Here is a 22,722-nt window from a genome sequence, read left to right as displayed (position 1 = left end):
CGTCATTGATATTCTGGCTAGTAATGAGCGTTGATTATTGTTAGTAAATCTCAAAATTTTCCCACAAAAAAAGCAAGCGTTGATGCTTGCTTTTTTTAAGCGAAAACCAATCAATAAAGGATTAATCCAAGCGGCTGATACCGTCATTAATTAATTTTGGCGTCACAAATATCAATAACTCTTCTTTAGAATTACTACGCACATCTTTACGGAAAGCTCGACCAATATAAGGGAGGTCTCCTAAGAAAGGTACCTTATCGACACCATTGTTGGTACGATTTTTGAAGACACCGCCCAACACAACTGTTTGACCATCTTCAACAATAACATTGGTTGAAATAGAATCTTCAGCAATAGCAACCTGATTATTAATAATGGTCGGTGTGCCGTTAGTAATCAACAATTGCAAACCAATTTTACCATCTGGGGTGATATTTGGCGTTGCCTCTAAACTCAATGCCGCCTCTTTAAAGCTGGTCGTCGTGGCACCACTGGCAGATGCTTCTTGATAAGGAATCTGTGTTCCTGAAGAAACTTTTGCCGTTTGCTTGTCTGCTGTCAAAATCTTCGGCGTAGAAATAACTTCACCACGATTATCTGCTTGCAGTGCTGACAATTCAAGATCTAGCATCACATCTGACATACTAAGTAGGCCAAAAGCAATACTGCCAGCGGGGTTTGCCACACCCAAATCAACGTTTAAGTTATCAGGACGAGTAATATCGTATGAAGGATAAGAAACCGTTTGACCATTTACCGTCGTCGTTTCTACATCAAAGTCTTTTAAATCCCATAGCGTTTGATTACTACCACCAACCAATAAATTACGATTATTGGCTGCACCATTTGACAAGATACCCCAACGAACCCCAATCTCTTTACTAAAGCTATCGGTGGCACTCACAATACGCGCTTCAATCATGACCTGACGGACTGGAATATCAATTTTACCAATCAACTTATGGATATTTTCAATACTTTCAGCCACATCTTTAATAATTAAAGTATTGGTACGCTCATCCACCGTTACCGTTCCACGGTTGGACAATAAGGTGTTGTTATCAGCAGAATTTGAATTGCTGCCACCCGATGAACCACTACCTTGAGAAATAAGCGTCAAAACATCTGGCGCTTTTGCATAGCTTAAGCGAATGTATTCGGTACGTAATGGCGCAAAAGACTCAACCGCTTGCTGTGCTTCAAGCTCACGTGCTTCCTGCTCAGCAAGTTCGGTGGAAGGTGCAACCAAAATAACATTGCCATTTTCACGCTTGCCAAGATTCTTACTCTTTAGAATAATATCCAGCGCCTGATCCCATGGGACATTAATAAGGCGTAAGGTGATATTGCCCGCGACTGAATCACTGGCCACAATATTCATGTCCGTAAACTGCGCTAGGATATCTAAGACACTGCGAATCTCAACATCTTGAAACTCCATAGATAATGCTTCACCGCTATAGACTTTTTCTTCAAGTGTTGGCTCACGTAGTAGCTCAGGCTTTCTGATATTAATATTCAGCTGATTGCCTGATTGATAAGCCTGATACTCATAATCCTCTTTGACATTAATAGTAATCACACCATTTTGACCTTGGTTTTTAGTATCAATGCTATCAACCAGACCACTATTAATATTCAAACGGCGCAATAAATTTCTTGGCACGGTGCTACCCGTTAAGCGTACGACTAACTTGTTGCCTTGACGTTGTACATCAACTGGAATGGCTTCATTGGTAAGTGCGATACTGACGTTGCCACCACCATCATTTCCTGCGGCAAAATTGACCGCACTCAGACCATCGTAGCTATATTGCTTACTCACTTGCGACGCAGCAAGTTGTGGGCTTAATAATGGGTTAACTCTGACGACCATCGTATCAGCAGGCACTTGACTTTTAACCACATTTTCACTGGTTATAATGACTGCCGGTGCACTGCTGGTTTCTACAATCGGTGTAACAACTGCTGTCGTCGTGATCGCATTATTATCATTAAGCACGTCTTGGATCGGGTCATTGGTCATTACTGGGCGATTAGGATCCGTAATGGTTAATAGTAAATCGTTACCTTCAATCGACGTCGTATAGTTACCTGCCTGTTTTAGCTCAACAATCAGGCGGGTGGTACTGTCACTATTTAACGTCGTGACCTGATCAATCATACCAATATTGTATTCATTAAAGCGACTAGCAAGTCCATTTTGCACTTGTTCAAAATCTAGTACCAAACGACTAGGATTATCAAGTTGATAAGCAGCAGGTAACACTGGTAAACCTTCAAATCCCAAGCGCATTTGCGTCACTGCTGGCGCAGTTTGTACTACAGAAACCTTGTTAATGCGCTGTGCGGCATAGGCACTATTACTTACTGCTACCATGCTGATTGCCAATGCTGAAATAGCAAAAGCAGAAGATACGCGGTTGCTCATCATCATTACCTTGTTATTGCGTACTGTCATTATTTATTCCTCAAAAAATCTGCCGACTTAGCTTATGGGTGAAACCAACGACTGGGGTTTTTCAACAAACCCAGCGCGGCTGTCTGGCACAATTTCAATCAAATTAATCTGGGTCGGCGTGATTTCAACAATACGGCCGTCATTTAGTCCAAGATAACCACCTACTTTGACACTCGCGACTGAACCATCAGGGCGTTGTACCAATGCATATCGCTGACCTTCAGGTGAAATTACGACACCACGAAAAATCAGTTGCGATAGCTCATATTGTTCAAGAGGTTCTTTCACTCTGGTAATGTCAGGACGCACACCATCAATAGAGGTGGTAGGACCTTGTACATTGACTAAACTCGGTGGTAAGAATGGGCTGCGCTGCGCACTGGCACTATAAACAAAGTCTTCTACAAGTTCAGCTTTAGGCGGTGGTTCAATAGGCTGAGCGGGTTGATTGCGTATATCAGCCATTGATTGCTCTGCCATACCAATGCGATCGGTACACCCTGTCATTGACAATACAGCAATGCTTAAAACCAAGAGCGTAGGCAGTTTTTGGATACTCATTAGTTGCCTCCTGCAGCATCAGTTGTAGCGGTAGCATTAGTCGCGACGGCTTCAGGATCAGCTTCTTTTGAACGGTACGTTTTGGTTTGTAATACCAGATTAAGCTCTGGCAAAACATCCAATGTCGGTTGCGGATTGCTGACCTCAAAATCATGCATAGTAATGATTCGTGGTAAGGCGGCAAGACCACTAATAAAGCTACCAAACTGATGATATTCGCCCAAAGCAGCAATGCGGATAGGTTGCTCAATAAAAAACTCATTTTCAATCTCAGGCTCTACTGAAATATCTTGAAAACGTATATTGCTGCCAACGCCCGTCATGTTAATGCCCTCTACCAGCTCTGATACACGAGTATCTTTTGGTAGCTGATCGAGTAAGGTATTGAACTCGGCTTCCATTTGGACAACTTGCTCTTGATAAGCTTTTAAATGACGCGCCCGTGATTCTTTTTCACGATAGCTATCAAGCAGAGTTTGTTGCTGACTTTCAGCAGCATTGATCTCGTCAATTTTACTACTAATCGGTAAAGCCCATGCCAACGCTGCGATGAGCGTGATAATAAGCCCAATGACAGTGACCTTTACTGGTAATGGCCAGCTGCCATAGTTTTCAGAATCTAACGATTCAAAACTGCGGCGAAACTCCTGAAAATCAAACTGTTGCTTTGGTTTTAAGGTTGTTTTTTTGGTTTTGATCAGGCTCTTTTTACGGTTAAGCTTCATAACTCACCTCCAAGCCCAGTACTAGCGTCATCAGGTGTGACTGTCTCTGATTTAACTTTAGTCGTTACCACGAACTGAACATAACTGTCTTCAGGATAAACGGGACGCGGCTGTTCACCAGCGGCGACCGTATTATTAAGCGCTGGTGCAGATTCATAAGCACTGATATTTTGTTGGATATTACTAACTGCTGAATCACCCATCCATTTACTATCATCAAGATTACGAATCAAACTTGATACAATATTTGGATTATCAGCCAGACCTGTCAACGTTAAAATATCGCCCTCGCGTTTGAGATTATTCAAATAGAGTGCTGGCGGGATGGCTTTAGCAAGATCGTCCCATAAACGCACAGGCACAGGACGTCGACCCTGCAAATCTTGAATGACTTGCATACGTGAAATGATATCGTCACGGCGCTGCTCTAGACTGTCAATTTCAGTCAAAGCTGTATCTAAACGAGCATTCTCTTTTTCAATCAATGCGTTTGCATCAAGTTGCTCGTCAAGCTCGTTATTGAAGTAGCTCCATGAAGCAAATGCAACCAATAAAGTGAGCAAAGTCACGGCCACTACTAAGGTAAGAAATTCTTTATTGCGACGTTCGCGCTCTTCTTGGCGCCAAGGTAATAGGTTAATACGAGCCATTAGTCGAAGCTCCTTAACGCAAGACCGCATGCAGCCATTAAGCTTGGTGCATCAATGGCCAGTTGCTCATTATCGATATTTGGTGCAATGGTCATATTGGTAAAAGGGTTGGCAATACTGACAGTCACCCCAAGTTTTTGTTGTGCCATACCAGCAAGACCAGCAATAGAGCTACTACCACCAGCAAGGACCACATGATCGATACTACTGTATTGGCTTGAAGAAAAATAAAATTGCAATGATCGAGTAATTTGTTGAATGGTATTCTCAATAAAAGGCGTCAATACATCAAGGTAGTAGTCATCTGGTAAGGTACGCTCACGCTTACTGATAGATGCCTCTTCAGCAGATAGTCCATAACGGTTTTGTATCGCTTCTGTTAATTGAACACCACCAAATAGCTGTTCGCGGCTATATATAAACTCACCATTCTTAGCAATATATAAAGTCGTTTGATTGTGACCGATATCTATCAAAGCTACCAATTCTGGGGCGTTTGGCAAGTTATCTACCATGAGTCCAAAAGCGCGCTCTATAGCATGGGATTCGATATCCATAACCTTGGTCTGTAGACCGCCGAAAGTTAGCGCATCAACTCGTTGGTCGACATTTTCCGAGCGTGATGCGGCAAGTAATACTTGCACCATATCATCGCTTACTAAAGAAGGACCTAGAACTTCAAAGTCTAAGTTAACGTCTTCTAATGGATAGGGGATATATTGATCGGCATCTAGACGTATTTGTGCTTCACGCTCAACATCACTTAACGCAGCATCCATATCAATAATTTTAGTGATTACTGCTGACCCTGAAACGGCTGTTGCAGCACTACTACCAGCGACATGACAGCGTTTAGCTAGGTTAGCAATAATATGACCAACCGCTTCAGTATCTACAAGAAGTTTATCGACGACTATACCTTCTGGCAGTCTTTCAATGCCATAAGATTTTAGATGAAACATGCCCTGTTGGTGCTGTATGTCAACCAACTTTACTGAAGTGGCACAGATATCCATACCAATCAAATGTCGACTTTTTGAAGTAAATAGCCTCACAACCTCTATACCTTATATTAAGTGTACAATCTGATAGTTATTTGTAATAATTTAGTACAATACTTTACTTAACAGATAGATTCAAGCATTTAAACAGGCTATTAAGGTCAACTTACACATTTATTATGACCTGCTGATTTTGTTCAAGGTATAATACATTATCTGTTGCAAATTTTAATTGATAAGTTTTCTTATGACCAAAAAAAATGCTACCGCCCGTCTCATTCACTTTTTGGTGGGGCTTGTTATCGCCTGCTTAGCATTGGCAGTGATCCTAGCACTTGCTGTGCCCATTGGTTTTTATGGGATGGCGATGTATTTATCGCCTACCCTGCCTAGCATTCAAGAGATTAAAACAGCAAATCTAGAGATGCCATTACAGATATATAGTAGTGATGACAAACTCATTGGCCAATATGGCAACCGTTTGTCTTTACCAATTACTTTTGAAGATATTCCTGAAAATTTGACTCATGCCTTTTTAGCAGCAGAGGATGCGTCCTTTTTTCAGCACAGCGGTATTAGTATTAAAGGTCTTGGTCGTGCAGTCACAGAAGTAGTGACTGACGACGACAGCCAAACCGGTGGCTCTACCATTACCATGCAGGTTGCCAAAAACTACTTCTTAAGTCCAGAACGCACCTTAAATCGAAAATTGGTCGAGCTGTTTTTAGCACGTAAAATAGAAGATGAGCTTAGCAAAAATGATATCTTGACGCTTTATGTCAACAAAATCTATCTAGGCGAAGGTGCTTATGGTATCCGCGCCGCTGCCAAAAAATATTACAGTAAGTCACTAGAAAACCTCACTATTGCCGAAACTGCAATGTTGGCAGGCCTGCCAAAAGCCCCCTCTAAATACAACCCTGTTGCCAACCCTAGTCGCGCGCTGACTCGCCGCAACTGGATTATTGGCCGCATGCATGAGTTGGGCTATATCAGCAAAGCACAACGCGATGAAGCGATCAGCTCGCCAGTAGGCATTAACCTCTATAAAGAGAAGCTTGACGTCAATATGCCTTATTTGGCAGAAATGACACGCTCTACTTTGGTTGATCGCTATGGCGAGCAAGTGATGCATAGTGGTTGGCGAGTACGCCTTACGGTTGATAGTAAAGCACAGACAGATGCGGAAGCGGCGGTACTGACCGGTTTGGTGGCTTACGAACATCGTCATGGCTGGCGCGGTGCAGAAGCAAATGATGAGCCGTTAGAAAATTTCCGTCGCTATAGTAATATGTCTCCTGCCAAAGTTACCAAAGTTAATGCTCGCAGTTTTGAGGCGACAATGTCCTCTGGTGAAAATGTGACCGTTGGTTGGTCAGGTATGAGCTGGGCACGTAAGTATATTTCTGCCGATCGTATCGGTTACTTCCCTAATAACGCCCGCCAAATTGTCACTAAAAACGATATCGTTCGTTTAATACCTACGGCGAACGGCAATTGGCAATTGGGACAAATTCCCAAGCTACAAGGGAGTTTGGTCTCCTTGAATCCAGAAACTGGTGCCGTTAATGCGTTGGTCGGTGGCTTTGACTTTAATCACAGTAAATTCAATCGTGCCCTACAAGGCTGGCGTCAGCCCGGCTCAACTATTAAACCACTTGTCTATACCGCTGCCCTAGAAAAAGGCTATCGGCCAGATAGTATTGTTTCGGATCGACCGATTCAAGTAGGTGACTGGAAACCTAAAAATTCTGATCAACGTTTTTTAGGTGACATCACTTTACGCCGTGGACTGTATTTATCTCGTAACTTAGTCTCTATTCGTCTCTTACAAGCAATTGGTATCTCTGATACACGCGACCTATTAGATGAATTCGGTCTTGATAAAGAAAAGCTACCGACGACTTTGTCCTTAGCACTAGGTGCAGGGCAAGCAACACCGTTACAAATGGCAACAGCTTATGCCACGTTTGCCAATGGTGGTCATCGTGTGCAGCCGTACTTTATCGAACAAATTTATAATTATGATAACAACTTACTCTTTCAAGCAAACCCACGCCAAGCGTGTGCTACCTGCTTCAACGAAAAACTTGAAGACCTTAATAAGAATCTCATTGAGAATTATAAGAAATCAATTGAGAATGAAGACAGTCCTATCAACGATGAGGTGACGGTTAAGGCACAAACCTTAGAGAACAGTGATAATAGTGAACAAAACGATAAAGCGCTTAATTTAAATCTGTATGATGCTAGTCCACAGGCCGATCGCTTGAAAGCGCCTGCGGTTCAATATGCAATGGCAAAGCAAGCACCGCGAATCCTAAAACCTCGAGTTGCTTTCGAGATGGCAGATATATTGCGTGATGTCGTACAACTTGGTACTGCACGGAGAGCAAAGGCCCTAGGACGTGACGATATCGGTGGCAAGACGGGTACCACCAACGAAGCAAAAGATGCTTGGTTTGCGGGTTTTCATCCTACTAATGCAACTGTAGTATGGATGGGATTTGATCAACCATCAACCATGGGCCGTCGTGAATATGGTGGTGTGGCAGCCCTACCCGTTTGGATGGATTTTATGAAGGCTCAACTTAAAGACACGCCTCATCAATGGGTATCTATCAATAACCGTGCCAAATCGAAAAAACAAAAGCAAAGAATTATAGAAATGACTGACGACGGCATCCTTACTACCGATGAAGATACGGATAGCAGCGAATCAGAAAAACCGGTCAAGACTCAAACACAACAGCGAAAATCACCACCGGCTGAGCCTGCTGAAGAACAAAGTAGCTCTCAAGCCACCAAACCCAGTAACAGTCGTGATAATGATAGCGTGCCGCAAAACCCATTATCAGTAACACCCGTTGAACGCATGCCACCGATGCCGGAGTAAATAGAAACTCAAGAATGTAAACTTATAACGCAAAAAAAGGCTTATTTAGCACTCGCTACATAAGCCTTTTTTATACTTAATACTTTGATCTATACCATTCTATTAAAGAATAGTCGTTAGTTAGTCAATTAATACATCCATCTAATATTATTCGAAGTACAAAATTTTTAATAACTATTTCTAGAACTCAACCATACCAGCACGTAGTTGCTCAATCAGCTCTAAAAACTGCTGACGCCACTCTCGTATTGTCGTCTCATCTGGCAGCCATTGATTCGACAAGGTCACAACGTTAACAATAAGATCAGGTGAGGCAGCATCGCTTGGTGTTTGATCTACAATGGTATCTGGCGGTACGGCGTATAGACAACGCTGATAGGCACGCTCTATATTAGCCAAAAAGCCCTGCTGTTGTAATTGCTGTAAACGCTGAATTTCAGGCGATACTTGGGTACGCTCGCTTAATGCTTTCTCAATCTCTGATAACGTTGGTGCTGTCATGTTCAAACTATAAAAATGACCCAGCTCTTGGGTAAATGCAAGAAAAGCACCGTATAGATGAAAAATAGCGGTTTCACAATGTGATTGATATAGCTGCTTATCATCGGTATTCCCCGCTGCTTGGCAGGATAGACGACAGAAATACAGTTTTTGATTGGTTCGATCTGCTTGATATTTGGCAACGCGGGTTTTACCTGCCATTTGCGACTTATCCTTATATGAAGTGTAAATTAGGGCATATTTTCCAGTGTACTATTTTTTTAGATAACAGTACCATGCATTTCTCACTTTATTGCACACACAAAAAAGCCAGCAACTTAGGCTGGCTTTTTATCAAATTAACAATAAATCAAAGACGCTTAATACTATTAATTATCCTGATTAAGCTCTTGTGCAAAGGCTTCATCAAAGCTTGCAAAGTCTTTACTATCCGTGCTCGCTGACATATCAAATGCTGCATTGTCAAACCCTGCTTTAAGATCTTTATCTAGCAGTTTTTGCTCCGCTTTCTCTTTGCGTGCTTTATGATAAGCAAGACCCGTACCAGCAGGAATCAAGCGACCAACAACGACGTTCTCTTTCAGACCACGTAGTTCATCCACTTTACCAGTCACGGCAGCCGCAGTTAGTACACGGGTCGTCTCCTGGAACGATGCTGCTGAGATAAAGCTTTCTGTTGCCAGACTTGCTTTGGTGATACCTAGTAATTGACGCTCGAACTGTACTGGGAATTTATCTTCCGCTTCCAGCTTCGCATTCAATGCTTTGATATCAGAGTACTCTGCTTGATCGCCTTTGAAGTGGTTTGAATCGCCGCCATCGGTAATCTCAACTTTACGCAGCATCTGACGAATAATCACTTCGATGTGTTTATCGTTGATTTTTACACCCTGCAAGCGATAAACGTCCTGTACTTCGTTAACGATGTAATCAGCAAGTGCAGTCTGACCTTTCAAACGTAAGATATCATGTGGATTCTGTGGACCATCAGCGATTACTTCACCACGTGCTACCGTTTCGTTTTCAAAGACGTTGATTTGACGCCATTTCGGTATTAGCTCTTCATGAATCTCACCATCTTCATTGGTGATAATGAAGCGGTTTTTACCTTTGGTCTCTTTACCAAAGCTAACCACACCTGTCATTTCTGCCATGATAGCATGATCTTTCGGACGACGTGCTTCGAACAAGTCAGCAACACGCGGTAGACCACCGGTAATATCTTTGGTACCTGAAGAGGCTTGTGGTACACGACCCAAAATCGAACCGGCTGCTACTTTTTCACCATCGCTGACGCGAATGATGGTTTCAGCTGGTAAGAAGTAAACCACTTCTTTACCTTCATCAGTGTTCAAGATAATCGCAGGACGTAAGTCTTTTGCTGAACTTGAACGGTCACGAGTAGCAAGAATCTCAAATGAGCTCATACCAGTCGCATCATCAACTTTTACGGTAGCAGTTAAGCCATCAGTGATGTCACTGAAGCGTGCAGTACCAGCAAATTCTGTGATAATAGGATGCGTGTGCGGATCCCATTTAGCGATGGTTTGACCAGCATCAACCTGATCTTCGTGTTTCACAAGCACGCTAGAACCATAAGGCACTTTATAACGTTCACGCTCACGACCAAGCTCATCGGTCAAGGCGATTTCAGCTGAACGCGATACGATGACTAAGTGACCATCGGTATGTTGAACCGTTTTCATGTTTTCGAAATGCGCTTGGCCAGCACTACGAACTGAGATGCTGTTATCCACTGATGCTGAGCTTGCTGCCCCGCCCACGTGGAATGTACGCATCGTTAACTGAGTACCTGGTTCACCGATAGACTGAGCCGCCATAACACCGACTGACTCGCCAATGTTCACTTTATGACCACGAGCCAAATCACGACCATAACACTGTGAACAAACACCATGCTCAACATTACAAGTAATAACTGAGCGTACCCAGATATCATCAATCGCATTGTTATCAAGCACGTTTACCCAATGCTCGTCGATCAAAGTACCTGCTGGAATCAATACCTTATCGGCATCATCGTTATAAGTCACATCACGAGCCGTCACACGACCAAGTACTAGCTCACCTAACTTCTCAATGATTTCACCACCTTGAATATGTGGCTTCATGAGTAGGCCTTCTTCAGTACCACAATCATCACTAGTGATAACTAAATCTTGCGCCACATCAACCAAACGACGAGTTAGGTAACCCGAGTTAGCCGTTTTCAGTGCCGTATCCGCTAGACCTTTACGTGCACCGTGAGTTGAGATGAAGTACTGTAGTACCGTCAAACCTTCGCGGAAGTTTGCTTTAATTGGCGTCTCAATGATTGAGCCATCTGGCTTAGCCATCAAACCACGCATACCAGCCAACTGACGAATCTGAGCAGCACTACCACGAGCACCAGAATCTGACATGATAAAGATAGAGTTAAATGACTTCTGCTCTTCTTCAATGCCTTTGGCATTCATGATTTTATCAGTAGCCAAGTTGTCCATCATCGCTTTAGCGACTTTGTCATTGGTACGTGACCAGATATCAACCACTTTGTTATAGCGCTCACCAGCTGTCACAAAACCTTGCTCGAATTGATCTTCGATCTCACGAACTTCGCCTTCTGCCACTTCGATGATTTGCTTTTTCAGTGGTGGAATGACCATGTCGTCGATACCGATAGACACGCCTGATAACGTTGCTTGAGCAAAACCAAGATACATCAATTGGTCAGCAAACATGACGCTTTCTTTAACACCTACTTTACGGTAGCAAGAGTTGATCAAACGAGAGATGTTTTTCTTCGTCATCTCTTGGTTACACTCATCAAACGACATACCTTTAGGCATGATGTTCCAGATAAGTAAGCGACCAGCAACCGTATCTTTAATGCTAATTTCTTTGGTTTCGTTACCGTCTTCATCAATATGCGTCTCGGTGACACGCACTTTGATTTTAGCGTTTACATGTAAATCGTTTGAACCAATCGCACGCAATGCTTCATTAACGGTGGCAAAAATCATGCCTTCGCCTTTGGCATTAATAGATGAACGACTGATGTAATATAGACCCAGTACAACATCCTGTGATGGTACGATGATCGGATCGCCGTTGGCTGGTGACAAGATGTTGTTGGTAGACATCATCAAGGCACGTGATTCAAGCTGTGCTTCTAGCGTCAATGGCACGTGAACGGCCATTTGGTCACCATCAAAATCGGCGTTAAACGCAGTACAAACGAGCGGATGCAACTGGATTGCTTTACCTTCGATTAATACTGGTTCAAATGCCTGCAGGCCCAAACGGTGAAGTGTTGGCGCACGGTTAAGAAGTACTGGATGCTCACGGATAACCATGGCCAGCATATCCCACACTTGCGGCTCTTCACGTTCTACCATCTTTTTAGCAGCTTTAATCGTCGTTGCTAAACCATGAGACAATAGTTTGTTATAAGTAAATGGCTTAAATAGTTCTAGTGCCATTTTCTTTGGTAGACCACACTGATGTAGACGTAGTGTTGGGCCTACAACGATGACCGAACGACCAGAATAATCAACACGTTTACCTAGCAAGTTCTGACGGAAACGACCTTGCTTACCTTTGATCATATCAGCCAAAGATTTCAATGGGCGCTTGTTACTACCAGTAATCGCACGACCGCGACGACCGTTATCAAGCAACGCATCCACTGACTCTTGCAACATACGTTTTTCGTTACGTACGATGATGTCAGGTGCGCTTAGCTCAAGCAGACGCTTTAAACGGTTGTTACGGTTAATCACACGGCGATATAGATCGTTTAGATCAGACGTCGCAAAACGGCCGCCTTCTAGTGGTACTAGCGGGCGCAAATCTGGTGGTAGTACTGGCAAGATGTTCATTACCATCCACTCAGGCTTGTTATTAGAATCACGGAATGCTTCTAATAATTTAAGACGCTTAGACATCTTCTTAAGCTTAGTCTCAGAACCTGTTTGCGGAATTGCTTCGCGTAGCTCATCAATTTCGATATCGATATCGATGTCTTTTAATAAGTCTTGAACGGCTTCAGCACCCATTTTGGCAGTGAATTCATCGCCAAACTCTTCAAGCGCTTTGTAGTAATCTTCATCATCAAGCAACTGGTACTTTTCTAAGCTAGTTAGACCAGGCTCAGTCACGATGTAGCTTTCAAAATATAAAACGCGCTCAATGTCACGCAATGTCATGTCTAGCAACAGACCGATGCGGCTTGGTAATGATTTTAGGAACCAAATATGTGCCACAGGACTGGCTAGGTCGATGTGACCCATGCGGTCACGACGGACTTTAGCAGTGGTAACTTCAACACCACATTTTTCACAGATAACGCCTTGGAACTTACGGCGTTTATATTTACCACATAAACATTCAAAATCTTTTACTGGGCCAAAGATTTTGGCACAAAAAAGACCATCACGCTCAGGTTTGAACGTACGATAGTTAATAGTTTCAGGTTTTTTTACTTCACCGTGTGACCATGATTTGATCACATCAGGTGAGGCTAAAGTAATTTGAATGCTATCAAACTCTTGGTTACCGTTGCCGGTAGGGCTTTGCATGATATCGAGTAAATCTTTCAAGTTGCTTCTCCGTTATCTTTATAATCATCTGACAGCGTACCATTGACGCAGCTAAGATGAATGAAGGCAATGAACAGGGTTGAGACAAATCACTAAAAGCAGCAGCGATGCGCATACTGCTTTTAGATTGACCACTAAGGATAATAATTGACTAAGACCATGTTAAAGGTAGCCTCAGTCAGCCGTGCTTAATGGGTTTGCTTTAACTCAATATTAATACCCAGTGATTTGATTTCTTTGGTCAGTACGTTGAATGACTCAGGCATACCTGGGTCCATGTACTGCTCACCATCAACGATGTTTTTGTACATACGAGTACGGCCTTCAACATCATCCGACTTCACAGTTAGCATTTCTTGCAACGTGTAAGTCGCACCATATGCTTCTAGTGCCCATACTTCCATCTCACCGAAGCGCTGACCACCAAACTGAGCTTTACCGCCCAATGGCTGCTGTGTTACTAGAGAGTAAGAACCTGTTGAACGCGCATGCATTTTGTCATCAACCAAATGGTTAAGTTTGAGCATATACATGTAGCCAACGGTCACTTTGCGGTCAAACTTCTGACCGGTACGACCATCATACAATGTCTGCTGACCATCACGATCCATACCAGCAAGCTCAAGCAAATCTTTAACTTGGCTTTCTCTTGCGCCGTCAAACACTGCTGTGCCCATTGGTACACCAGCACGCAAGTTATCTGCTAGCGCCATGATATCATCATCACTCAAGCTATCAAGATCAACTTGTTCACCGCCGACTTGGTTATAGATTTTGTCCAAGAAATCACGCAGCTCTTTGATCGCTGCTTGAGATTTGAGCATACCATCAATCTTCTCGCCCAAACCTTTCGCTGCCATGCCCAAATGCGTCTCTAGTACCTGACCGATGTTCATACGAGATGGTACACCAAGTGGGTTCAATACGATGTCAACGGTATTACCATTCTCATCATAAGGCATATCTTCGACTGGCATAATGCGCGATACAACACCTTTGTTACCATGACGACCAGCCATTTTATCACCAGGCTGAATACGACGCTTAACCGCTAGATATACCTTAACGATTTTTTGTACGCCATGTTGTAAGTCATCACCAGCGGTTAATTTGCGTTTTTTCTCAGCAAACTTCACATCGATGTCTTTTTGCTTATCAACCAAATACTCAGCGATTTGCGTTAAACGCTCAGAGATTTCTTCTTCAACTGGCTGAATATCAAGCAAAGTCTCAAGGCTCATATCTTTCATATCAGCCAATGCCATAACCGTACCGGCTTTGAGACCAGAACCGCCGCTGACTTTTTGGCCATCTAATAGATTACCAATACGACCACGAGCGGCTTCTTCAAAGATACGTAGCTCTTCTTTTAAATCTTTACGGTAGCTATCAAGCTGTGATTTTTCAATCGCTCTTGCACGCGCATCTTTTTCGACGCCATCACGGGTAAAGACTTGAACGTCAATAACCGTACCTTTGCTTGATGTTGGAACACGCAAAGACGTGTCTTTCACATCAGCCGCTTTTTCACCAAAGATAGCCCGTAGTAGTTTCTCTTCTGGCGTTAGTTGCGTCTCACCTTTTGGCGTAACTTTACCAACTAGAATATCACCAGCATCAACTTCAGCACCGATATAAACGATACCAGCTTCATCGAGACTTGATAATGCTGCTTCGCCAACGTTTGGAATATCAGCCGTGATCTCTTCTGTACCTAGCTTGGTGTCACGTGCCACACAGGTCAATTCTTGAATATGAATAGTGGTGAAACGATCTTCTTTAACCACTTTTTCAGATAGCAAGATTGAATCTTCGAAGTTGTAACCATTCCAAGGCATAAATGCGATGCGAATGTTCTGACCGAGTGCTAGCTCGCCAAGATCCGTTGATGGACCATCAGCCAAGATATCACCCAAAGCGATCTCATCACCTTGGTTAACAATGATACGTTGGTTAATACAGGTGTTCTGGTTAGAGCGTGTGTATTTGATCAAGTTATAGATATCAATACCCGCTTCACCAGCGACCATTTCTTCTTCGTTTACACGAACAACGATACGTGATGCATCAACATCTTCAATCACACCGCCACGCTTGGCGATTACACAAACACCAGAGTCACGAGCAACGTGACGCTCCATACCAGTACCTACTAACGGCTTATCAGCACGTAACGTAGGAACCGCCTGACGCTGCATGTTCGAGCCCATCAAGGCACGGTTAGCATCATCATGCTCTAGGAATGGAATCAGACCTGCTGCGACCGATACTACCTGACTTGGCGACACATCCATATGCGTCACTTTTTCTGGCGGCATACGGACGAATTCACCATAGCTACGCACACTGACCATTTCATCAGATAACGCGCCTTCTGCAGTTACTGGTGAATCAGCCTGTGCAATGACCGTACCTACTTCTTCGATTGCTGATAGATACTCAATAACGTCTGTTACTTTACCATCAACCACACGACGATACGGCGTTTCTAGGAAGCCAAAGCTGTTAGTTTTTGCAAACGTAGCTAGTGAGTTGATCAGACCAATGTTTGGACCTTCAGGAGTCTCAATCGGACATACACGGCCATAATGGGTATCATGTACGTCACGTACTTCAAAGCCTGCACGTTCACGGGTCAAACCACCCGGTCCTAATGCTGATACACGGCGTTTATGGGTAACTTCCGACAATGGGTTGTTCTGATCCATAAACTGTGACAACTGGCTTGAACCAAAGAACTCTTTAACTGCAGCAGCAACAGGTTTTGAGTTAATCAAATCTTGTGGTGACAAGTTATCAGATTCCGCTGAGCTTAAACGCTCTTTGACTGCACGCTCAACACGTACTAGACCAACACGGAATTGATTTTCTGCCATCTCGCCTACTGAACGAATACGACGGTTACCTAAATGGTCAATATCATCGACTTCGCCGCGACCGTTACGGATTTCGATCAGCTCTTTTAGAACGTTAACGATATCTTCATTGGTCAATACGCTACGAGCGCGTTGAATATCTGGATCATCAGTGTTATCAAATTCTAAACCGAGACGACGGTTGAATTTCATACGACCGACATTTGACAAGTCATAACGATCAGCGTTAAAGAACATGCTGTCAAACAGTTTTTCAGCAGTCTCAACGGTTGGTGGCTCACCTGGACGCATGACTTTATAGATTTCAATCAATGCTTCTTCACGGCTTGAGGTGCTATCTGCACGTAGCGTGTCAGCAATATAACTACCCTGATCGATATCGTTGGTGAATAGAATGCTGAATTCTTTGATAGACTCGCTGGCTTCAAATGCGCTTAATTTAACCAATAATTCATGGTCAATCAAAGTATTAGCTTTAGCGATAACTTCATCATTTACGACGATATCTTCAGCTAAAATACGCTCATAGAGATATTCATCAGGCACCGCAATTTTCGTCATACCTGCTTCTTCAAGCTGACGGATACGGCGCGCATTAATACGCTTGCCCTGCTCTACAATGACATCACCTTCTGGTGATACGATATCAAACTGAGCCATCTCACCACGTAGGCGATCAGCTACTAAGTCAATTTCAAACTGCTCTTCGCCTTTATAAACAGCCACTTTATCAAAGAACAAATCTAAGATTTCAGAAGTTGTTAACCCAAGCGCACGTAGAATGATTGACGCCAGTAACTTACGACGACGGTCAATACGAGCAAAAACTAAATCTTTTGCATCAAATTCAAAGTCTAACCATGAGCCACGGTAAGGGATGATACGTGCGTTATAAAGCACTTTACCACTTGAATGCGACTTACCTTTATCATGATCAAAGAACACACCAGGTGAACGATGTAGCTGAGATACGATAACACGCTCAGTACCATTGATAATGAAAGTACCGTTAGCCGTCATCAAAGGCATCTCGCCCATATAAACGCTTTGCTCACGGATATCTTTGATTGCCGCTTTGCTGTCTTTGTCTTTGCTGTCTTTATCTTTGATAATCAAGCGAATTTTGACACGCATCGGTGCAGCAAACGTTGAGCCACGTAAGATACACTCACGCTCATCAAACTCAGGCGTACCTAAATAATATTCAACGAATTGTAGCTCTGCGTTACCAGAGTGACTCTCAATTGGGAAAATAGAGGAATACGCAGCTTGCAAACCAGTATTCTCACGAGCTTTTGGCTTTTTGTGCTCTTGCAAAAATTGCTCGTAAGAATCTACTTGAATAGACAGTAAATAGGGAATGTCCATCACAGTGGGCAATTCAGCAAAACTTTTGCGAATACGCTTTTTTTCAGTATAAGAATATGCCATCGAGAGTCCTTACAGTAAACGTGGAAACAAATTAAAAGCGTGGCCAGCGTACATAAATACGATGCAAACTTGGCGACGTAAACGATAATATAAAACAGGTGATCGTGTTCGGTTTATATCTTTTGTCAATTACTACTTCTGCTATCAGTGCTTGCTTAGCACCCTTACCTTAATTTTATAATCAGTATCTAAGTCAGTCTATATGACCACTCAGACTATTAAATTCAATATCATATCATCAAAAACATATTGCTTTTGAGGCAAAACTTACTCGTAAAGGTAAGGAAAAATGACTTACTTAAGGGTATTTCTAAGTTATCTGCTATCAAAACTGGTTATATTTAGGCAATTTTCTTTCAAAACAATGGCTCTATCAAAACCAACAACTCTATAAAAACTAATATCGTCGTTGATATGTACCGTCTATAAGCCTAACTACTGACAGTAAAACCATACGAAACGGACAACCTAAGCTTAATAGCTTTTCAGAATTAATAATAATCGGGGTAACTATAACTTTTAGAATCAGTATAAACTATAGTGTTAATGGGAAAGCATGCAGACACAAAAAAATGCCAAACATCTATGGACGTTTAGCTCATATCAACTGATTTCAAAAACTGGCATGTGTGCTTGCATGTATATCGTCTGTCCTTTTGATGGGTATCCACCGTGATGTTGCATACGTATGTTGGCAGACACAAAAGGTCAAGCTACGAATTATAGTAAAAAAAAGCTGGCAATGCAAGGCATTACCAGCTTTTTTTGTACAGCAGTTAAACTATTTTAGTTCAACAGTTGCACCAGCTTCTTCAAGTTTCTTTTTCAACTCTTCAGCTTCAGCTTTGTTAACGCCTTCTTTGATTGGAGCTGGAGCGCTTTCAACCAAATCTTTCGCTTCTTTCAAGCCAAGACCAGTAGCTTCACGTACGGCTTTAATTACGCCAACTTTCTTCTCGCCAAAGCTGGCAAGAACTACGTCAAACTCGTCTTTTTCTTCAGCAGCAGCAGCAGCAGGACCAGCAGCAGCAGGTGCAGCAGCAACAGCAGCTGTTACGCCGAATTTTTCTTCCATAGCGCTGATTAATTCAACGATATCCATTACTGACATTTCAGCGATTGCGTTTAACACGTCATCTTTAGATAGTGCCATGAGAACTCTCCGTTATCTGATAAAAATTAATTGATTTTAATATCGCTTGGATTGCTTGCCAAATTTTCAAATAGTGTTGGCAATAAAGTGCAATCGGCGATGTCAAAGTTACGTTAAAACAAGCAATTAAGCAGCTTCTTTTGCGTCTTTGATTGCTGCAACAGTGCGAACGAACTTGCCAGGAACTGCGTTCATAGTCTGGACAAGCTTGGTCACTGGTGCATTCATAGTAGCCATCAAGATAGAGATTGCTTCGTCGCGAGTTGGTAGCTTCGATACGCGCTCTAGCTCTTCTGGACCATAAACCACACCACCAACTGATACCAATTTGGTCTCTAAAGCTTTGTTATCTTTGCTGAAGTCGAAAACGACTCGAGCAGCAGATCCCAAATCTTCCATAGAGAAAGCCAAAAGTAGTGGACCAGTCATACGGTCTGACATGCTCTCAAACTTAGTGCCTTCAAAAGCGCGTTTTGCTAGGGTATTTTTTACCACTTTCAAAACGACGCCTTTTTCACGGGCTTGTTCGCGCAGCTTAGTAAGCTTTGCAACACCAATACCATGATATTCGGCAGCTACTGCTGAGTAAGCATTAGCAGCAACTTCAGACACTTCAGCCACAACTTGTTGTTTTTGCTCTAGCGTTAATGCCATAAGTTGACTCCTTTAATCTTATCAATCTGCTCAGTATTTCAATACTTAAAAACCGAAGTTCTTAATTATTAAACGACTGGCTTAGACCGACTTGATACGACACGTTATTCGTAAACCTTATAAAAATAAACTTTACTCATAACGACTGATTACGGCACCGTTATCAGAATGACATCAAGTGATAGGTTGCCCTATCGGCTCTTATCAACAACTGGGTGGGTCACCGTCTGCGTAGGACAACTAAGATTTTCATCTGTCGTCGATTAACAAAAGCAGCTCATTATCATTACTAATAATTTAAAAATTATTAACTATAACGCAAAACCACCCTCTACCTACGGTCTTAGACAGCATAGCGTTTGCTACGCTGACCTAATTCTTTAAAATATTTTTGCGTCCTTTATTTAAAATCGTTAAATAAAGGCACATATTTAACTATTTTGCTGTGCGATATGGAACTGGATCAATACTTAGACCAGGGCCCATCGTGCTAGACAAGGTAATTTTCTTGATGAAAGTACCTTTAGAAGTAGCAGGTTTAGCACGTTTTAGATCTGTAATGAGTGCTTCAGCATTTTGGATTACTTGCTCAGCAGTAAAACCAATTTGACCGATAGTCGTGTGGATAATACCTGCTTTGTCTACACGATACTGTGCTTGACCGGCTTTAGCGTTAGTAACCGCTTCAGCAACGTTAGGCGTAACCGTACCGACTTTAGGGTTAGGCATTAGACCACGTGGACCTAGGATAGTACCTAGTTGACCAACAACACGCATTGCATCAGGAGCAGCAATAACGATATCAAAGTCCATGTTACCGGCTTTGATTGATTCTGCTAGGTCTTCAAAACCAACGATATCTGCACCAGCTTCTTTGGCGGCTTCAGCAGCAGCACCTTGAGCAAATACAGCAACGCGTTTGGTTTTACCAGTACCAGCAGGTAGGTTGGTAGCGCCACGAACCACTTGATCAGATTTACGTGGGTCAACGCCCAAGTTTACTGCGATATCAATTGATTCTTTAAACTTAAGAGGTGGCAAATCGTTTAGGATTTGAACCGCTTCTTCGATAGTGTATTGTTTTTCGTGCTCAATACGGCTATTGATTTCTTTTTGACGTTTGGTTAGCTTAGACATTATACACCCTCCACGGTAATACCCATTGAACGTGCAGTACCAGCGATGGTACGAACAGCAGCATCAAGATCAGCAGCAGTTAAATCTGCATCTTTGGTCTTAACGATGTCTTCTAGTTGTGCACGGTCAACTTTACCGACTTTAGCGGTGTTAGGTGTACCAGAACCTTTAGCAATACCAGCAGCCTTACGTAGTAAGTATGCAGCTGGTGGTGACTTCATGATGAAGGTAAAAGACTTATCGCTGTATACAGTGATCTCAGTAGGAATCGGTAGACCCGGCTCTTGGTTTGAGGTCGCAGCGTTGAATTCTTTACAGAACGCCATGATGTTCACGCCTTTTTGACCCAATGCTGGACCAATCGGTGGTGAAGGATTTGCTTTGCCTGCAGGCACTTGCAGTTTGATGTAACCATCAATCTTCTTAGCCATGATACTCTCCTAAATGGGTAATAGCGCCAAATCAACGTAATATAATCTTCGTTGACTAACAGCTCCCCGGTTGATGAATTTTTTGCTGATTTAGTCTAGCTTTTCAACTTTACTAAACTCAAGCTCGACCTGAGTCGGACGATTAAATACGTTTACCGTTAAATGTAGCTTAGACTTTTCATAATCCACTTTTTCAACCAACCCTTTAAAGTCAGTAAATGGGCCGTCGATAACCAATAACTCTTCGCCCGGCTCAAATAGAGTCTTAGGACGTGGATCAGTTTCAGTCTGATTCAAACGGTTTAAAATACGATCTGCTTCTACTTGGGTAATGGGCGCTGGTGTTTCAGGTGTACCACCGATGAAACCCATAATACGTGGACAATCTTTAACGATATGCCAAGTATTGTCGTTCATTTCCATCTGGATCAATACATAACCTGGAAAGAACTTACGCTCACTCTTACGCTTTTTGCCGTCTTTCATTTCGACGACTTCTTCAGTAGGAACCAATACGTCACCGAAAGAATCCGCAAATTCACTACGATTAATACGATCAGTTAATGAACGCTGTACTTGCTTTTCATATCCTGAAAACGCTTGGACAATATACCAACGCATATCACGCTCCTGATCATTATAAGTAAGTTTTAGATTAAGTCTCACTAATACGTGCGACTAACCAATAAAGATGCCAACGAACCAATTGAAAAAGTTATCTAATAGCCAAACTAGAAACCCAACAATGGCAATCATGACAATGACTTGCCAGGTATATTGAAATGTTTCATCTTTACCTGGCCATGTCACTCGGCGCAATTCAACAGCAGCGTCTTTTAATAATATTTTAAAAGCGCGACCCTGATGCGTTAATGCCAAGCATACTAAGGCGAATACAATAAGGGCAACGATAATACCAATACGTACCCAAACATCATTAGCAGGTTGCCAATAGCCAGGTAAATATTGATTAACTAACGTCGCCCCGATCAATACTGCTGCGGCAAGTAGCCACAATACCACATCTTTTATTGAACCTGTTTTAGCCACTTCAACAGCAGTTGTTTGATTGCCCGCTGAGATGTGCTTACCTTTAGACAGCATTCCACCAGCACCGGCCTTGGCATCAGATAACTTAGTCTCGAGGTTATCTTGATCATTGCTCATAAAGAACTCGCTTCGGAGATGGTGAGGTATAACAAAGATGTGATAAGAAGATGGCAGGCGATGTAGGACTCGAACCTACAACCCTCGGTTTTGGAGACCGATGCTCTACCAATTGAGCCAATCGCCTATGGGTGTTAAGGCTGATAATTATACAAGATTTTAATGAGAATGCAAGTTTTAAGATGATATTTTATATGGATAATTTAATAAATCGCTTTTTTAGTGATAAAAAATCAGAAAACTCTATTTAGAATCACATATGAAAGCCAAAATCTAACAGAAGTTACTGCTTTAATAGTTTAAAGCATACAGCTAGTATTTGAATAACCACTGACTTGATAAGCATTGCTCTGACTTATTAAACTATTAATAAAAAAAGCCACCCTTTTACAAGGATGGCTTTTTCATGACTAACTCATAATCTCATTACTGAGACTTATGGATTAGTTCAATACGTTAGCAACAACACCAGCGCCT

Annotated in this window: 15 protein-coding genes and 1 tRNA gene; 1 reads left to right on the top strand and 15 read right to left on the bottom strand. The window is 42.5% G+C overall.

Going from position 1 to position 22,722, the window contains the following annotated elements; translation table 11 throughout:
• Positions 1-121 precede the first annotated feature (121 nt).
• The 5 genes from pilQ to pilM are packed head-to-tail and all read right to left on the bottom strand — an operon-like array spanning position 122 to position 5,413.
• Positions 122-2,461, bottom strand: a complete 2,340-nt coding sequence (gene pilQ, locus JFC10_RS05720) for a type IV pilus secretin PilQ (RefSeq protein WP_198332064.1) — start codon at positions 2,459-2,461, stop codon at positions 122-124.
• A 27-nt stretch (positions 2,462-2,488) separates the two neighbouring features.
• A complete protein-coding gene (locus JFC10_RS05715; RefSeq protein WP_198332063.1) occupies positions 2,489-3,022 on the bottom strand; it encodes a pilus assembly protein PilP in 534 nt (177 codons plus the stop codon).
• Positions 3,022-3,747 carry a type IV pilus inner membrane component PilO gene (locus tag JFC10_RS05710; protein WP_198332062.1) on the bottom strand — a complete coding sequence of 242 codons (726 nt, stop codon included), beginning with the start codon at positions 3,745-3,747 and terminating at the stop codon, positions 3,022-3,024. The genes JFC10_RS05715 and JFC10_RS05710 overlap by 1 nt, the downstream gene beginning before the upstream one ends.
• Positions 3,744-4,397: a PilN domain-containing protein gene (locus JFC10_RS05705; RefSeq protein WP_198332061.1), complete on the bottom strand. Its 654-nt coding sequence runs from the start codon at positions 4,395-4,397 to the stop codon at positions 3,744-3,746. Before JFC10_RS05705 ends, JFC10_RS05710 begins: the two co-directional genes overlap by 4 nt.
• Positions 4,397-5,413, bottom strand: a complete 1,017-nt coding sequence (pilM, locus tag JFC10_RS05700; protein WP_198332173.1) for a type IV pilus assembly protein PilM — start codon at positions 5,411-5,413, stop codon at positions 4,397-4,399. The genes JFC10_RS05705 and pilM overlap by 1 nt, the downstream gene beginning before the upstream one ends.
• A gap of 232 nt (positions 5,414-5,645) precedes the next feature.
• Here pilM and JFC10_RS05695 point away from each other — a divergent pair, with 232 nt between their 5' ends.
• A complete protein-coding gene (locus JFC10_RS05695; RefSeq protein WP_198332060.1) occupies positions 5,646-8,294 on the top strand; it encodes a penicillin-binding protein 1A in 2,649 nt (882 codons plus the stop codon).
• Between the two features lie 180 nt (positions 8,295-8,474).
• On the opposite strand, the gene JFC10_RS05690 is transcribed toward JFC10_RS05695, so the two are convergent.
• From JFC10_RS05690 to JFC10_RS05645, 10 genes are all read right to left on the bottom strand, one after another.
• Positions 8,475-8,996, bottom strand: a complete 522-nt coding sequence (locus JFC10_RS05690; RefSeq protein WP_193013448.1) for a DUF6586 family protein — start codon at positions 8,994-8,996, stop codon at positions 8,475-8,477.
• 167 nt (positions 8,997-9,163) lie between these two features.
• Positions 9,164-13,396 (bottom strand): DNA-directed RNA polymerase subunit beta', encoded by a 4,233-nt coding sequence (gene rpoC, locus JFC10_RS05685; protein WP_198332059.1) that lies wholly within the window; start codon positions 13,394-13,396, stop codon positions 9,164-9,166.
• 188 nt (positions 13,397-13,584) lie between these two features.
• Positions 13,585-17,703 (bottom strand): DNA-directed RNA polymerase subunit beta, encoded by a 4,119-nt coding sequence (rpoB, locus tag JFC10_RS05680; RefSeq protein WP_198332058.1) that lies wholly within the window; start codon positions 17,701-17,703, stop codon positions 13,585-13,587.
• A 781-nt stretch (positions 17,704-18,484) separates the two neighbouring features.
• Complete coding sequence (gene rplL, locus JFC10_RS05675; protein ID WP_011514491.1) at positions 18,485-18,856, bottom strand: 50S ribosomal protein L7/L12; 372 nt, start codon at positions 18,854-18,856, stop codon at positions 18,485-18,487.
• Positions 18,857-18,982: 126 nt separating this feature from the next.
• A complete protein-coding gene (rplJ, locus tag JFC10_RS05670) occupies positions 18,983-19,510 on the bottom strand; it encodes a 50S ribosomal protein L10 (protein ID WP_149488620.1) in 528 nt (175 codons plus the stop codon).
• Positions 19,511-19,945: 435 nt separating this feature from the next.
• Positions 19,946-20,647 carry a 50S ribosomal protein L1 gene (rplA, locus tag JFC10_RS05665; RefSeq protein ID WP_193013451.1) on the bottom strand — a complete coding sequence of 234 codons (702 nt, stop codon included), beginning with the start codon at positions 20,645-20,647 and terminating at the stop codon, positions 19,946-19,948.
• Entirely contained in the window at positions 20,647-21,078 is a 432-nt protein-coding gene (gene rplK / locus JFC10_RS05660) for a 50S ribosomal protein L11 (protein ID WP_010201717.1), read from the bottom strand. Before rplK ends, rplA begins: the two co-directional genes overlap by 1 nt.
• A gap of 90 nt (positions 21,079-21,168) precedes the next feature.
• Positions 21,169-21,699, bottom strand: a complete 531-nt coding sequence (nusG, locus tag JFC10_RS05655; RefSeq protein ID WP_193013452.1) for a transcription termination/antitermination protein NusG — start codon at positions 21,697-21,699, stop codon at positions 21,169-21,171.
• A gap of 57 nt (positions 21,700-21,756) precedes the next feature.
• The gene (gene secE / locus JFC10_RS05650) at positions 21,757-22,245 is read right to left on the bottom strand and encodes a preprotein translocase subunit SecE (protein ID WP_083475710.1); all 489 of its coding nucleotides are present in this window, start codon (positions 22,243-22,245) and stop codon (positions 21,757-21,759) included.
• Positions 22,246-22,296: 51 nt separating this feature from the next.
• A tRNA-Trp gene (locus JFC10_RS05645) sits at positions 22,297-22,372 on the bottom strand.
• Positions 22,373-22,722: the final 350 nt, after the last annotated feature.

Origin of the sequence: Psychrobacter aquimaris (assembly GCF_016107525.1) — a bacterium.
GTDB lineage: Bacteria > Pseudomonadota > Gammaproteobacteria > Pseudomonadales > Moraxellaceae > Psychrobacter > Psychrobacter aquimaris.
Note: the sequence above shows the minus strand (reverse complement) of the source record. Positions and strands in the feature narration are given on the sequence as shown.